The following is a 13,624-nucleotide window of genomic DNA, read 5'->3' as shown; positions in this document are numbered from 1 at the left end:
CTCGGCGCGGGTCGCCTCAGTAGTAGTCCCGCAGGACCAGGCTAACCGTCTCACCGGACTGCAGCGTCAGCGCCATGGTCGCGCCGGCCGCGGCGGTGCGCAGCGCCGTCATGCCGGCAACCCCCAGCTCGCTGGCCGCCTTGCCGTTCACCGCAGTGATCACCTGACCGGCCTTCAGCCCCGCCGCTTCGGCGGGGGAGCCAGGCGCGACGAGGCCCAGGGTGAAGCCGCTGCCGTTGAAGCGCGTCATCAGGCCCGAGCGGTCCTTGGGAAACGGCAGGCCGACCATATCCGCCCGGGGGGTCAGCAGCAGCCGGTGGTTGGCGTAGTCGGTGGTCAGGCGGAAGCGGCTGAGGATGGGCATGCCGATATTGCCGGCGGTGCGGGTATTGCCGAACGCAGACCCGTCGTCCTCGCCGAAGACGGCAGGGATGTCGCGGAAGGTGACGCCCGCCAGGGTCAGCGACCTCACCGTCGCCACGTCGCGGGTCTTCAGGCCGCCGACGGCGCCCGACAGGCTCTTGGACGAGGGGCGCCCCTCCAGCATGCGCCGGGCCTTCCAGTGGCCCGGGAAGACCAGCAGCGGCGAGCCGTTGCCCAGGTCGAAGTCCATCAGCACGGTCTTGCCGCCCTCGATGGCGGCCGGGATGGCGTGGATGCCGCCGACGCTGGTGACCGGCACGGGCACGGCGCCGGGCGTCGGCCTGAAACGGGCCGGATCCTGGAAAGCGATGGTCTTGCCGGCGAAGTCGAGATCGACGGTCAGGGCGTTGAACACCTCCTTTCCCAGGATCACGGGCAGCGGCTTGCCGATCATCGCGCTGATTGGCTTCAGGTCGATCAGGGCGACGGTAACGTCGCGCAGTTCCACCGCGCCCAGCCGGATGGTCACGCCGCTGGCCAGTTCAGCCACGTCTCGGCCGCCGGTGCCGACAGCCGGCACGATGGCGGTGGGCTTGATCCCGATGCTCTCGGCGTAGGCCTTGTCCAGAACCGTGGCCTCGGCCCCGCTGTCCAGCAGGACGTGCGTCTCGTGGCCGTTGAGCGTGGCCGGTATGTAGATCCGCGAGCCGAGGTACAGCTCGAAGGGGAGTGGCGCGGTGGTGGCTTTGCCGTCGGTGAAGGCGTAGATCCTGCGCGACGCCGGTCGTGCGAAGGCCTTCGCGTCGGGCCGGGGGTCGATGTCGACCGAGGTCAGCGTGATGGAGGTCTCGATCGGGTCCTGCGCGATCCGCTGCACCTCCTTGAAGGCGACCCTTACGCCCTCGACCGTGCGCCAGTCCGCATAGCGGGTGGTGGTGACGCTGCCATCCTCCTTGGTCCGGTCGGCGATCAGCGCCCCGGTCTCGCGGTCGAGCAGCAGATCCTGGCCGTTGCGCTCGTCAAAGGTGATGCGCAGCACCTGAACGGATTGGCCGTCGAAGGTCTCGTCGGGTTGCAGGCTGACCGTCGCTCCGCCCTGACCCTTCAGTGCGTCGTCGAAGGTGGTCAGGCGGCGGCGGGCGGCGGCCTTGGCAGTGACGGTGTCAGCGGTCTCGACCTGGCCGCTCAGGCTGACCGTCCAGCCCGCCTCGCCGATCAGGGCGCGGTGTGTCGCCGCCGAGCCCATGTTGAAGCGTTCCAGTGTCCGGCCGGGCTCGATGCGGCGCTCGATGGCGCCCTGGAAGCGACCGTTGTCCGTCGTTCCGCGGACGAGCAGGCCGCGCGCGTTCTCGAAGGCAGGTCCGCCGCGCCAGGCGACGTAGCGAGCGGCGGCGTCGCCGGCCGGATCGGCGCAGGCCGTGGTGGCGGAGAGTGTCAGGGCCGCGGCCGCGGAGAGAAGCAGGGTCTTCATGGCGTATCCCGGGGGAGGCTGGGGGGAGGTTCAGTCGGCGAACACGGGGCCGGTCAGGTCGTCCAGGCCCGGCGGCCGCGATCCGAACAACGTGGGGTCGAAGGGCAGGGGCTGGCCCAGTCCCTGGGCGCCCAGGACGATCTCGGCCGCCAGGCCCGAATGCTGGATGCAGGCCAGGTAGACGCTGTCGCTCCAGGCGCCGTGGCGACATCGCTCGCCGTCGCGGGAGATGAGGGCCGTCAGATGCTCGCGTGCGTCGGCGACAATCGTCACCTGCAGGCCGGGCCAGGCGGCCAGTTGCGAGGGCGCCGTCTTCTGGAGCACCGCCGCGACGGTGGTCGCCTGGGGCTCATAGATCTGGCCCACCACGCGCACGCCCTGGGTCGCGGCGCGGGCGAGGTCCGGCTCAAGCGCCGCGAAGGGTTGGGGGAACAGGTCGAACAGGATCACCTCGCGGGCCGCGGCGATCATGGCGCGGGCGCGGGCCAGCACCTGGTCGGGGGTCTTCAGCGCATAGAGCCGCGCCTCGGCCTCAGGGGCTTTGAGGGACTGCAGCGCCGACAGCGCCGTCTGGCTCCGATGCTCGAAGCGGGCCTGCAGCGCGGCGATCAGTTCGGCGGCCGGTACGGCCCGCCACACCTTGGACTCGCCCTCGTCGACCAACACGGCGCCCTTCTGGGAAAGCGCGTCGAGGGCCTGGTAGGTGTTGGCCGCCGCCTTGCCCACCGCCTTGGCCAAACGGTAGCCGGTAGACGGCCCCAGGCGCGTGAGCTCGCAGAACACAAGCGCCTCGATTTCGGTGAAGCCAAGGTCCAGAAGTGCCGCGGCAGGTGTAATAGTAGTCATGACTACTACTATGAATCGGCTTTTCGCCGCCGGCCAGTTAAGCTGTCGTAATGTGGCGGCTAGCGGTTCAGGCCGAGCGCCTTGTCCAACGCTGGGTCGGCCAGCTTGGCGGCCATGTCACGGACGGATCGGCCCTCGTTGTTCTTGAGGTCCAGATCGGCGCCGCGGCGGCGCAGGAACGCCACGGCGTCGAGCTGACGGGCCTGGACGGCCTTCATCAGCGCCGTTTCGCCGTCGTCGTCCACGCCGTCGATCGGCACGTCGCGAGCCAGCAGGATCGCAAGCTGCCGCGACTGACCGGCAGCTGCGGCGTCGCGGAGTTGCTGGGCCAGCGCGGCCGGCGAACTCGCGGACTCGATCCGGGCTCCCGTGACCACGAGTTCTTCGATCACTGACTTGCTTGCCATGTCCGACGCTTGTGTCCCGCCCCGGGCGCGGGCGGGCGCCGAGACCTGCCTAGGCTCCCGGGCTGGGGGCATCCGACGTTCCATCGCAGCGGCCAACGGGGGAGGCGGCGGCGGCGCGGGCGCCGGCAGAGCCGCGATTTCGGGCTCGCGAGCTTCAACGGGCGCGGCCACGGGTGCGGTGCTGAGCGACGGTCCGCTCGGCTTGGGCACAGGTTTCGGGGCGACGACCGCGGGCGGCCCCGATGCGAGCCTCTGCGGCGTAGGGTCGACCGCAGGCGGCGGCGACTCCCGCGGAGGCTGCTGGGCGGTTGGCGGCGCGGGCGTCGGCGTGATCGGCCGCTCGAAGACTGGAGGCGGGTTGATCTGCACGGCGACGAACACGCTCACCGCCGCCACGCTCGCGGCGACCAGCCAGCCGCCATGACGCCACCCCGTACGGGACGGAGCTGGCTCGGCCGTTGGCGTGACAGCGGTCTCGGCCACGGCGGCCAGCACCCTGGCGCGGCGCGCGGCGCGGGCGGCGTCGTCCTCAAGCACGCTCTCGGCCTGGACGTAGGCCGTGTCCATCGGGTCGGTGTCGCGCTCAGACATGGGCCGACCTCTCTCCCGCCAGGGATTCGCGAAGCTTCGATCGGGCGTAGCGCAGGCGGCTCTTCACGGTCTCGAACGTGGCGCCCGTCACCTGGGCGATCTCCTCCAGCGACAGCCCCGACTGGGCGAACAGGATGAAAACGCCGCGCTGCTCCAGGGGCAAAGCGTCGACGGCGGAGACGATCTCCTGGGCGAGCTCCCGTGACTGCACCTGTTCCAGCGGCGACTGGCCGGGATCGGGGACCATCATGGCCGCGTCCTCCTGCGCAGAAGACAGGACAGCCACCTTCTGGCGGCGGAAGTGGTCCCAGACCTTGTTGCGGGCGATCGTGTAGAGCCAGGCTGGAAATGCGGATCGGGCGGCGTCGAAGGACGCCGCATTCCGCGCCACCGCGATCCAGGTCTCCTGGTGCAGGTCCTCGGCGGCGTCAACATGGGCTGCGCCCAGCAGGCGTCGGATGAAATGGAAGCCGGCGCGATCATGTCGGTCGTAGAGGCGACCGAACGCCTGCGCATCCCCCGCGCGGTGCGCGCGGAGCAGGGCGCCGTCGTCCGGTTCGTCCAGATCCATCAAGGCCGAGCCTACCTGCCCCACCGCCTGTCGTCCTAGGACCCACGCGGCGGATCGGTCGCGCGACCGTCCGTGGGGAGCATTCGCGGTCGGCCGGGCGCGACCGGGCTTTCTCTCTTCATCATGCACGGCTCCTGGGCCTCACATGACGAACTACGCCGCCGCGCGACGAACAGGGTTGAGCGGCGCGATTTTTTTCTGCGATCAGGCGGCGGCGCGATGGCGTGGGCTGCGGCCGGTCCAGCGTTTGAAGGCGCGCGAGAAGGCGCTGGGTTCGGAGAAGCCCACCAGGTAGGCGGTCTCGTTCACGGACACCTTCTGACCGTCGAGGTAGTGGAGCGCCATGCGGTGGCGCAGGTCGTCCAGCAGACCTTCGAAGGTGACGCCTTCGGCCTTGAGCTTGCGATAGAGGGTCTGGCGCGACAGCCCCATCTTCCCGGCGATGACATCGACGCCCAGTTCGCCGGTGTGCAGCATGGGGATGGCGTGGGCCTCGACCTGGCCGCGCACCGTCCGGGCCGTCTCCAGTTCGGCCAGCAGCCGCTCGGCGTGCTCGCTGAAGATGCCGAATACATAGCGGCTGGCGCGGGCGACCTTGAAGTCCTGCCACACCTCGTCGACCAGCATGCTGTTCTCGTGCGCGTCGAAGGTCACGGGCGCCCGCAGGACGCGCTCGTAGGCGTCGACATGCGCCGGTCGCGGGTGGGTGACGCGGACCGCCTTCACGAAGGGCCGCGAGCCGTCGCCGAACTCGCGGCTGCCGCAGATCATGCGCGCGAAGGTGCTTTCAGTGAGTTCCGGGAACTCGTTGGCGTTCTTGCGGGTGTCGACCAGCCAGAGGCCCTCGGCGTCCTTGCGCATCTGGAAGCGGTTCTCGAACCCGATGCCTTCGACCTCGACGACCAATCGGCCATAGCGGTTCAGCTGGGCGAGGGCCTCGGTCATGTTGTCGGAGGCCCGTGCGATCAGGCCCACAACGGACAGCTCGGACAGATCCATCGCCTCGCCATAGTGCAGGGCCAGGGCCGGGTCGGCGGCAAGCGCTTGGCCGCTGCGCATCAGGGCCACGTAGTTGCCCATGGGGATGCGATTGTCCTGGTCTTCAAGGTCGTCGGCGCGGATGCCGGCCCGGGCCAGCAACTGCGCGCGGTTGGCGCCCTTGGCGACGGCGAGGTTGAGGAGGCCCCTGGCATAGCCGGCTCCGACGGTCGTTCGGCTGACGGCGTCGTCGTTCTTGATGTTGGTGATCAGCATGGCGGCGCCTGCAGGGTCCCTCACGACAATGGGTAAGCCACAGCTATGGTATGACGCAAGGTAGCTTGCATTAATCGTTTGTAACCTCGCTGGCGTTCTCCTCAGCGCTGGGGAAGATTGGCGACATGGCCATCTTGGAGCTCCGTCACGGCGCACTCCGCGCCACGCTCGCGCCGGGTCTGGGTGGCGCCCTGCTGAGCCTCAGGTTCGGAGACATCGACCTTCTGCGGCCGGCGCCGGCAGGCTCGTCGGACGTGCTGCAAGCGGCCTGCTTCCCCCTGGTCCCGTTCGCCAACCGCATCGCGGAGGGTCGGTTCACATGGGGCGGACGCACGGGCGACCTGCCCCTCAGCCGGGAGGACCAGCGGCACCCCCTGCACGGCGAGGGCTGGTGCGGGGCCTGGATGATCGACGCAACCGATGAGTCCTCGGCGATGCTGGCGTTCTCTCCACAGGCCAGCGCATGGCCGTGGCGATATCGCGCCGCGCAGCACGTCCATCTGAGTCCTGGTGGTCTGAGCCTGACGTTGTCGGTGACCAACCTGGACGACGCGCCGGGGCCGTTCGGTCTTGGCTTCCACCCCTACTTCCCCGATAGCGCCACAGCGCGGATGACCACGGGCGTCTCGGGACTCTGGGAAACCTCGGACGATCTGCTTCCGACGCACGAGGTCCAAGCGCCCGCCTGGACGAACCGGCCGGTGCGCTCGGGCGCGCCGCTCGACCACTGCCATACCGGCTGGAGCCGCGAGGCTGCGATTGATCTGGGGCCCGGTAAGCCCATGCTGCGCCTCTCGGCCTCGAAGTCTCTACGGTGGCTACATGTGTACGCCCCGCCGAGCGAAGCCTACTTCTGTGTGGAGCCCGTCAGCCACGCGCCTAACGCGCTGAATATGGCTGCTCCCGAGAACAACGGCGTTTGGAGCCTGGGTCCGAACCAGACCGCGGTTGCGTGGATGCGGCTGGACTTGGCGTAGGTCGTGCGGTCCGGGAGGCTCAGGTTCGCGCGGGCGGCGGCGAAGATGCCGCGCCGCAGTCGCCGAGGTCGACGCCAGACGTGGACTTGCGCCGGACCCACCACTCCACCCCCAGGACCAGCGCGCCCGTGGTGCCGATCTGGAGGGCCACCGACAGCGGGTCGAAGGGTTCCGGCTCAGAGACGGTCAACAGCACGGGCTGGGCCAGGAGCGCGATGCCCAGGTTGTTGGCCAGATGGGCCCCCGCCGTGAACTCCACGCCGCCCAGCCGCAGCACGATCCAGGCCCAGCCGGCGCCCAGGGCCAGACGGGTCACGAAGCCGCCCAAGGTCAGGTCGCCATGCGCCAGGGAGAAGGCGACGGCGTTGATCACGAGCACCGCGATCAGGCTGCGGGTCAGCGCCCGAGTCTGCTGCATCAGCCAGCCGCGGAACAGGATCTCTTCCGCCAGCGCCGCGCACCACAGGAACCCCACGGCGGCGCCAATGTAGACCAGCCTGTCCTGGAACGACGCGCCCGGGGCCGCCAGCGGCGCCGTGTCGTCGGAGGGATTGACCAGGCCGGACAGCCAGATTTCGGCCGCGACGACCGGGAGAAAGATGGCGAGGCCCACGAGTGCGTGCCGCCAGCGGAAGCGGGGCGCGGTGGTGAGGAAGGTGCGGATCGGCCGTCCGGCCCGCCGCGCGGCGACGCCGATGAAGGCGGCGGCCGCGGCGATCGAAGCCCCGCCCACCATGGCGAGTTCGTAGGCGTAGGTGCCCAGGGTTCGCGCCGGCCACTCGCCCTTGGCCAGGAGGTCGACGGCGGTGGCGTAGCCGAGGTCGCCGGAGCCCGAGGCGACCCCCGCGCCGACCAGCGTCACCAGTAAGGCGACGACGAAGGCGGCGGCCAGGCCGGCCAGCCCGCCCAGCGCCAGCGTCACGACGGCGTGAGGCAGGCCGCGCTCGACCGCGCTGGTCGTTTCCAGGAATGCAAAGCCCTTGGGCCTGGGGAGCGCGTCAGCCATGTCGCGCCACCATAGCGCAGGCTTCCTGCAAGTTTCCTTACTGACGAGGCGTCAGATCAGTTTCAGGCCCAGCGTTGCTACGATCACAGGCAGGAGCAGGGTCAACTCGACCAGCGCCACCGCGTACATCGCCGCCAGCACCGGACGGCCTTCGCGCAGGTTGAACACGACGCCCGCGGTGAGCGGGCCGGAGATCGGTCCCAACAGGAAGAAGGGCGCTAATCGTTTCCAGCGGACCAAGGCCCTGTCTCCATTCGACGCAACTGACCCAAGCGCCTGCAAGATAAGGGCCTGCGCGGGCGGTCTAGCCGGTCACCGCTCTGAGCGCGGTCAGGGCGGTCGAAGCGCGGCCGGCGACCTCCGGCGAACGGAAAGCCAGCCCGATCCGGCGCCGGGGGCCGAAGCCGGCCAAAGCGACAATGGCCACGCCGTCGTCGGCGTAGCTCTCGGCCGCCACGGTGATCCCCAGGCCGGCGCGGACCAGGGCCATCACCCGCTCGTCGTTCGTGGATCGGAAGGCGAAGCGCGGGCGCACGCCGCGCTCGGTGAAGTAGCGGCTGGTCTCGGCCAGCACTTCGCACTGCCGCCGCACCATCATCGTCTCCCCGGCCAGCATCTCGCCGCGGATCTCGGCGCGTCCGGCCAGCTCGTGCCAGGTCGGCAGCGCGACGCCATAGCCCTCCTCGAACAGCACCTCGGTGGCGAAGCGGGTCTCGCCGTCGCGCACGATCGTCAGGGCTACGTCGATACGGTCACGCTGCAGCCGGGCGACCAGATCGCGTTCGGCGCCTTCCACCAGCTCGATGGGCTCGGGCGCGTCCGAGGCGCGGATGGCCTCCACCAGCAGGCCGGCGATGCGGCCGGGCAGGGTGGACAGGACGCCGATCCGTAGCAGCGGCGCGGGCCGTGCATCGGCGAGCCGGGTCTCCAGCGCGTTGAACTCGCCCTCGATGGTGCGCGCGTGGGCCAGCAACGCGACCCCGTCGGCGGTAAGCTGGACACGCTGGTTGTTCCGGAGGAACAGTCGCGTCCCGAGGCTGGCCTCCAGCTTGGCGATGCCCACCGAAAGCGTCGGCTGGGTCACATTCACCTGGCGGGCGGCCTTGGAGAAGTTGCCGGCGTCGACCACGGCCAGGAAATAGCGGAGGTGATGTCGGTCTATCATAGGCCATGTCTATTCACTGCGTTTCGACAATACAATTTTTCCGAATGTACGGCGCAGCCTAGACTGGCTGCCCCACAAGGCAGGACGCCCATGATCCCGAACCACGGACCGACGCTGGAGTTTGGCCTCGGCGAGAGCGCGGACATGATCCGCGACACCACGGCGCGGTTCGCGTCCGACCGGATCGCTCCGCTGGCGGCCGAGATCGACGCGACCAACACCTTCCCCCGCGAGCTGTGGCCCCAGATGGGCGAGCTGGGCCTGCACGGAATCACGGTGGAGGAAGAGTTCGGCGGCCTGGGCCTGGGCTATCTCGAACACGTGGTGGCCATGGAGGAGGTCTCGCGCGCCTCGGCGGCGGTGGGCCTGAGCTACGGAGCTCACTCGAACCTCTGCGTGAACCAGTTGCGGCGCTGGGGCACCCCCGATCAGAAGCGGCGCTACCTGCCCAAGCTCATCAGCGGCGAGCATGTGGGGTCGCTGGCCATGAGCGAGGCCGGCTCGGGCTCGGACGTGGTGTCGATGCGCCTGCGGGCGGAAAAGCGTGGCGACCGCTACATCCTGAACGGCACGAAGTTCTGGATCACCAACGCGCCGCACGCCGACACCCTGGTGGTCTACGCCAAGACCGATCCCGATGGCGCCTCGCGCGGCATCACCACGTTCCTGATCGAGAAGGGCTTCAAGGGCTTCAGCGTCAGCCAGAAGCTGGACAAGATGGGCATGCGCGGCTCCGACACCGCCGAGCTGGTGTTCGAGGACTGCGAGGTTCCGGAGGAGAACGTCATGGGCCCGGTCGGCGGCGGCGCCGGCATCCTCATGAGCGGCCTGGACTATGAGCGCACGGTGCTGGCGGCGGGACCGCTGGGCATCATGCAGGCCTGCCTGGACGTGACCCTGCCGTACGTGCGCGAGCGCAAGCAGTTCGGAAAGCCGATCGGGTCGTTCCAGCTGATGCAGGGCAAGATCGCCGACATGTACGTGGCCCTGAATTCGGCCCGCGCCTACGTCTACGCGGTGGCCAGAGCCTGCGACGCGGGGATGACCACCCGGTTCGACGCGGCGGGCGCGATCCTGATGGCCAGCGAGAACGCGGTGAAGGTCAGCCTGGAGGCCATCCAGGCGCTGGGCGGCGCGGGCTACACCAAGGACTATCCGGTGGAGCGCCTGCTGCGCGACGCCAAGCTGTATGACATCGGCGCCGGCACCAACGAGATCCGGCGGTTCCTCATCGGACGGGAGCTGGTCGGCGGATGAGGAAGCTGGACTCCCGCATCGACACCAGCTCGGCGGCCTTCGCGGCCAACGCCGAGCTGAACCGCGCCCTTGTTGATGAACTTCGGGCGAAGTCGGGCCAAGCGGCCTTGGGCGGCCCCGCGCAGAGCCGTGAGCGGCACACCAGCCGCGGCAAGCTGCTGCCGCGCGACCGGGTGATGCGGCTGCTGGATCCCGGTGCGCCGTTCCTGGAAGTGGGCGGGCTGGCGGCCAACGGCCTCTACGACGACGAGGCCCCGGCCGCGGGCGTGATCACCGGCATCGGCCGCGTCTCGGGCCGGGAAGTCCTGATCATCGCCAACGACGCGACGGTGAAGGGCGGCGCCTACTTCCCGATGACGGTGAAGAAGCACCTGCGGGCGCAGGAGATCGCGCTGCAGAACCGCCTGCCGTGCGTCTACCTCGTGGACTCGGGCGGCGCGAACCTGCCCCACCAGGCCGAGGTGTTCCCCGACCGCGAGCACTTCGGGCGGATCTTCTACAATCAGGCCCGGATGAGCGCCGAGGGCATCGCCCAGATCGCCTGCGTCATGGGCTCGTGCACCGCCGGCGGCGCCTACGTGCCCGCCATGTCGGACGAGACGGTAATCGTGCGCGGGCAGGGGACGATCTTCCTGGGCGGCCCTCCGCTGGTGAAGGCCGCCACGGGCGAGATCATCTCGGCCGAGGAACTGGGCGGCGCCGACACTCATGGCCGCCGCTCGGGCGTGGTCGACCACGTGGCCGAGAATGACGAGCACGCGCTGACCATCGTGCGCCGCATCGTGGCCAACCTGAACACCACCAAGGTCCACGACCAGTACCTGGAGGCCCCCGAGCCCCCGGCCTACGACCCGCAGGAACTGTACGGCGTCGTGCCCCAGGACGTGCGCGCGCCCTACGACGTTCGCGAGGTGATCGCCCGGGTCGTGGACGGCAGCCGGTTCGACGAGTTCAAGGCGCTGTACGGCACGACCCTGGCCTGCGGCTTCGCACGCATCTGGGGATATCCGGTGGCGATCCTGGCCAACAACGGCGTGCTGTTCTCCGAGAGCGCGCTGAAGGGCGCCCACTTCATCGAGCTGGCCTGCAAGCGGAAGATCCCGCTAGTGTTCCTGCAGAACATCTCGGGCTTCATGGTCGGCGGCCGCTACGAGGCCGGCGGCATCGCCAAGGACGGCGCCAAGCTGGTGACCGCCGTGGCCTCGGCCGAGGTGCCCAAGTTCACCGTCCTGATCGGTGGCTCGTTCGGCGCCGGCAACTACGGCATGTGCGGCCGGGCCTACTCCCCGCGGTTCCTGTGGACCTGGCCCAACAGCCGCATCAGCGTGATGGGCGGGGAGCAGGCCGCCTCGGTGCTGGCCACCGTCCACCGCGACGCCGACAAGTGGACGAAGGACGAGGAAGAGGCCTTCAAGGCGCCCGTTCGCCAGCGCTACGAGGACGAGGGCAATCCCTACTTCGCCACCGCGCGGCTGTGGGACGACGGCATCATCGACCCAGCCCAGACCCGCGACGTCCTGGGCCTCTCCATCTCCGCCTCGCTGAACGCGCCGATCCCCGAGACGCGCTTCGGCGTGTTCAGGATGTGAGGCGCGATATGACCATCGCCGTGCACGCCGTAGGCGCAGCTCGATTCAACCACGAACCACACGAACGACACGAACACACCCTGCCAGCGGCCCGCCCTCTCCGAGAATTGCGGGTTCATGCGGTTCGTGTGGTTCGTGGTCAATCAATTGCGGCGCTGACGCGCCGCGGAGTCGCCTGATGTTCCGCTCTGTCCTGGTCGCCAACAGGGGCGAGATCGCCCGGCGGGTGTTCGCCACGGCGCGGCGGCTCGATATCGAGACCGTCGCCGTCTTCTCCGAAGCCGACCGCGACGCCGCCCACGTGCGCGATGCGGACAAGGCCGTGCTGATCGGGCCGGCCGCGGCGCGGGACAGCTATCTCAAGGGCGATCGCGTGATCGCCGCGGCCAAGGCCGCCGGCGCCGAGGCCATCCATCCGGGCTATGGGTTCCTGTCCGAGAACGCCGAGTTCGCCGAGGCGGTGATGGCAGCGGGGCTGATCTGGATCGGGCCGCCGCCCAGCGCCATCCGCGCCATGGGCCTGAAGGACGCCGCCAAGGATCTGATGCAGAAGGCCGGCGTGCCGGTCACGCCCGGCTATCTGGGCGAGGACCAGTCGCCCGCGCGGCTGAAGAAGGAGGCCGAGGCCATCGGCTTCCCGGTGCTGATCAAGGCCGTGGCCGGCGGCGGCGGCAAGGGCATGCGGCTGGTCGAAAGCGCGGAGGCCTTTGACGCGGCGCTCGCCTCATGCCAGCGCGAGGCCGCCGCCAGCTTTGGCGATGACCGGGTGCTGCTGGAGACCTACGTCACCCGCCCGCGCCATATCGAGGTGCAGGTGTTTGGCGACAGCCAGGGCAACGTCGTTCACCTGTTCGAGCGCGACTGCTCGCTACAGCGCCGCCACCAGAAGGTTATCGAGGAGGCTCCGGCCCCAGGGATGAGCGACGCCACCCGCGCCGCCGTCACCGACGCGGCCGTGAAGGCCGCCAAGGCCGTGGGCTATGTGGGCGCCGGCACCGTCGAGTTCATCGCCGACGCTTCGGACGGCCTGAAGGGCGACCGCATCTGGTTCATGGAGATGAACACCCGCCTGCAGGTGGAACACCCCGTCACCGAAATGGTCACCGGGCTGGATCTGGTCGAGTGGCAGTTCCGCGTCGCCGCGGGGGAGCCGCTGCCGCTGGCCCAGGACGAGATCACCCTGAACGGCCATGCCGTCGAGGCGCGGCTCTATGCCGAGAACCCGGCCACCGGCTTCCTGCCGTCCATCGGCCGGTTGGCCAGCTTCAGCCTGCCCACCAACGTCCGCGCGGACTCGGGCGTCGACGAGGGCGACCACATCACGCCCTTCTACGACCCCATGATCGCCAAGCTGATCGCGCACGCGCCCACCCGCGACCAGGCGATCGCCGACCTGGCGGAGGCTTGCGCCGACGTCGAGGTCTGGCCGGTCAAGACCAACGCCGGCTTCCTGGTCCGCTGCCTGGAGACTCCCGCCTTCATCGCGGGCTCGATCGACACCGGCCTGATCGGTCGCGACATGGAGACCCTCACGGCCCCCGCCGAGCCTTCGGCAGAGGCGCTTGCCACCGCCGGCTGGGCGTTCCGCGAGGCTGTCGAACGCCGTGCGGGCGAGGCCATACCCTGGGTGGAGCTCAAGGGCTTCCGCCTCAACGCCGACCCGGTCACGACCACACGACTGTTCCACGGCGACAAGGCCCTCGAAGTCGAGATGCCGGCCGAGCCCAGCCGCTTCATCCATGTCGAAAGCGACGAGGCGATCGTGGTGTTCGAAGGCGGCGAGGCCTTCACCTTCCGCGACCACCCGCCGGCAGCCGACGGCGAGGGCGGCACGGCCGGCGACGGGGCCATCCGCGCGCCGATGCCCGGCAAGGTCACGGGCCTGTCGGTCAAGGCCGGCGACAGGGTGAGCAAGGGCCAGCCCCTTTTGACCCTAGAGGCCATGAAGATGGAGCACGCCCTGACGGCGCCCTTTGACGGCGTTGTCGCCGACCTCGCCGCCGAGCTGGGCGCCCAGGTCAGCGAGGGCACGGTGCTGGTGAAGCTGGATGCGGCCTGACGCAGGCCCTATGTTGCAGCGCGAAGGCGTCGACTGGACTGGGTCGGCCGTGGATTTCGACAAGCCGG

At 69.6% G+C, this 13,624-nt stretch carries 12 protein-coding genes; 4 read left to right on the top strand and 8 right to left on the bottom strand.

Going from position 1 to position 13,624, the window contains the following annotated elements:
- Positions 1 to 16: 16 nt before the first annotated feature.
- The 5 genes from EPN98_RS00605 to EPN98_RS00585 form a co-directional block, all read right to left on the bottom strand.
- Complete coding sequence (locus EPN98_RS00605; RefSeq protein ID WP_293358818.1) at positions 17 to 1,834, bottom strand: aspartyl protease family protein; 1,818 nt, start codon at positions 1,832 to 1,834, stop codon at positions 17 to 19.
- Positions 1,835 to 1,864: 30 nt separating this feature from the next.
- Positions 1,865 to 2,680: a helix-turn-helix domain-containing protein gene (locus tag EPN98_RS00600; RefSeq protein WP_293358815.1), complete on the bottom strand. Its 816-nt coding sequence runs from the start codon at positions 2,678 to 2,680 to the stop codon at positions 1,865 to 1,867.
- Positions 2,681 to 2,739: 59 nt separating this feature from the next.
- Positions 2,740 to 3,678, bottom strand: a complete 939-nt coding sequence (locus EPN98_RS00595) for an ankyrin repeat domain-containing protein (protein WP_293358812.1) — start codon at positions 3,676 to 3,678, stop codon at positions 2,740 to 2,742.
- The gene (locus EPN98_RS00590) at positions 3,671 to 4,249 is read right to left on the bottom strand and encodes a sigma-70 family RNA polymerase sigma factor (protein WP_293358809.1); all 579 of its coding nucleotides are present in this window, start codon (positions 4,247 to 4,249) and stop codon (positions 3,671 to 3,673) included. The genes EPN98_RS00595 and EPN98_RS00590 overlap by 8 nt, the downstream gene beginning before the upstream one ends.
- Positions 4,250 to 4,453: 204 nt before the next feature.
- Entirely contained in the window at positions 4,454 to 5,503 is a 1,050-nt protein-coding gene (locus tag EPN98_RS00585; RefSeq protein WP_293358806.1) for an AraC family transcriptional regulator, read from the bottom strand.
- A 125-nt stretch (positions 5,504 to 5,628) separates the two neighbouring features.
- On the opposite strand from EPN98_RS00585, the gene EPN98_RS00580 reads away from it, so the two are divergent.
- Complete coding sequence (locus EPN98_RS00580) at positions 5,629 to 6,480, top strand: aldose 1-epimerase (protein WP_293358803.1); 852 nt, start codon at positions 5,629 to 5,631, stop codon at positions 6,478 to 6,480.
- 19 nt (positions 6,481 to 6,499) lie between these two features.
- Here the strand turns inward: EPN98_RS00580 and EPN98_RS00575 are convergent, their stop codons facing one another.
- The 3 genes from EPN98_RS00575 to EPN98_RS00565 all read right to left on the bottom strand — a co-directional run bounded on the left by EPN98_RS00575 (position 6,500) and on the right by EPN98_RS00565 (position 8,651).
- Positions 6,500 to 7,486, bottom strand: a complete 987-nt coding sequence (locus EPN98_RS00575) for a CPBP family intramembrane glutamic endopeptidase (RefSeq protein ID WP_293358800.1) — start codon at positions 7,484 to 7,486, stop codon at positions 6,500 to 6,502.
- A gap of 51 nt (positions 7,487 to 7,537) precedes the next feature.
- Positions 7,538 to 7,726 carry a hypothetical protein gene (locus EPN98_RS00570; protein ID WP_293358797.1) on the bottom strand — a complete coding sequence of 63 codons (189 nt, stop codon included), beginning with the start codon at positions 7,724 to 7,726 and terminating at the stop codon, positions 7,538 to 7,540.
- A gap of 64 nt (positions 7,727 to 7,790) precedes the next feature.
- Positions 7,791 to 8,651, bottom strand: a complete 861-nt coding sequence (locus tag EPN98_RS00565; protein ID WP_293358794.1) for a LysR family transcriptional regulator — start codon at positions 8,649 to 8,651, stop codon at positions 7,791 to 7,793.
- A 90-nt stretch (positions 8,652 to 8,741) separates the two neighbouring features.
- On the opposite strand from EPN98_RS00565, the gene EPN98_RS00560 reads away from it, so the two are divergent.
- The 3 genes from EPN98_RS00560 (at position 8,742) to EPN98_RS00550 (ending at position 13,556) form a co-directional block, all read left to right on the top strand.
- Positions 8,742 to 9,908 (top strand): isovaleryl-CoA dehydrogenase, encoded by a 1,167-nt coding sequence (locus EPN98_RS00560; protein ID WP_293358792.1) that lies wholly within the window; start codon positions 8,742 to 8,744, stop codon positions 9,906 to 9,908.
- The gene (locus tag EPN98_RS00555) at positions 9,905 to 11,497 is read left to right on the top strand and encodes a carboxyl transferase domain-containing protein (protein WP_293358790.1); all 1,593 of its coding nucleotides are present in this window, start codon (positions 9,905 to 9,907) and stop codon (positions 11,495 to 11,497) included. Before EPN98_RS00560 ends, EPN98_RS00555 begins: the two co-directional genes overlap by 4 nt.
- 178 nt (positions 11,498 to 11,675) lie before the next feature.
- A complete protein-coding gene (locus EPN98_RS00550; protein ID WP_293358788.1) occupies positions 11,676 to 13,556 on the top strand; it encodes an acetyl/propionyl/methylcrotonyl-CoA carboxylase subunit alpha in 1,881 nt (626 codons plus the stop codon).
- Positions 13,557 to 13,624 lie beyond the last annotated feature (68 nt).

The sequence above is a fragment of the Phenylobacterium sp. genome (assembly GCF_004299445.1).
In the GTDB taxonomy this organism is placed as follows: domain Bacteria; phylum Pseudomonadota; class Alphaproteobacteria; order Caulobacterales; family Caulobacteraceae; genus Phenylobacterium.
Note: the sequence above shows the minus strand (reverse complement) of the source record. Positions and strands in the feature narration are given on the sequence as shown.

Excerpts from the sequence above, each read along its gene's own strand:
- EPN98_RS00600 (WP_293358815.1), bottom strand. The coding sequence starts at position 2,680 with ATGACTACTATTACACCTGCCGCGGCACTTCTGGACCTTGGCTTCACC.
- EPN98_RS00590 (WP_293358809.1), bottom strand. The coding sequence starts at position 4,249 with ATGGATCTGGACGAACCGGACGACGGCGCCCTGCTCCGCGCGCACCGC.
- EPN98_RS00550 (WP_293358788.1), top strand. The coding sequence starts at position 11,676 with ATGTTCCGCTCTGTCCTGGTCGCCAACAGGGGCGAGATCGCCCGGCGG.
- EPN98_RS00585 (WP_293358806.1), bottom strand. The coding sequence starts at position 5,503 with ATGCTGATCACCAACATCAAGAACGACGACGCCGTCAGCCGAACGACC.
- EPN98_RS00575 (WP_293358800.1), bottom strand. The coding sequence starts at position 7,486 with ATGGCTGACGCGCTCCCCAGGCCCAAGGGCTTTGCATTCCTGGAAACG.
- EPN98_RS00560 (WP_293358792.1), top strand. The coding sequence starts at position 8,742 with ATGATCCCGAACCACGGACCGACGCTGGAGTTTGGCCTCGGCGAGAGC.
- EPN98_RS00605 (WP_293358818.1), bottom strand. The coding sequence starts at position 1,834 with ATGAAGACCCTGCTTCTCTCCGCGGCCGCGGCCCTGACACTCTCCGCC.
- EPN98_RS00565 (WP_293358794.1), bottom strand. The coding sequence starts at position 8,651 with ATGATAGACCGACATCACCTCCGCTATTTCCTGGCCGTGGTCGACGCC.
- EPN98_RS00580 (WP_293358803.1), top strand. The coding sequence starts at position 5,629 with ATGGCCATCTTGGAGCTCCGTCACGGCGCACTCCGCGCCACGCTCGCG.
- EPN98_RS00555 (WP_293358790.1), top strand. The coding sequence starts at position 9,905 with ATGAGGAAGCTGGACTCCCGCATCGACACCAGCTCGGCGGCCTTCGCG.
- EPN98_RS00595 (WP_293358812.1), bottom strand. The coding sequence starts at position 3,678 with ATGTCTGAGCGCGACACCGACCCGATGGACACGGCCTACGTCCAGGCC.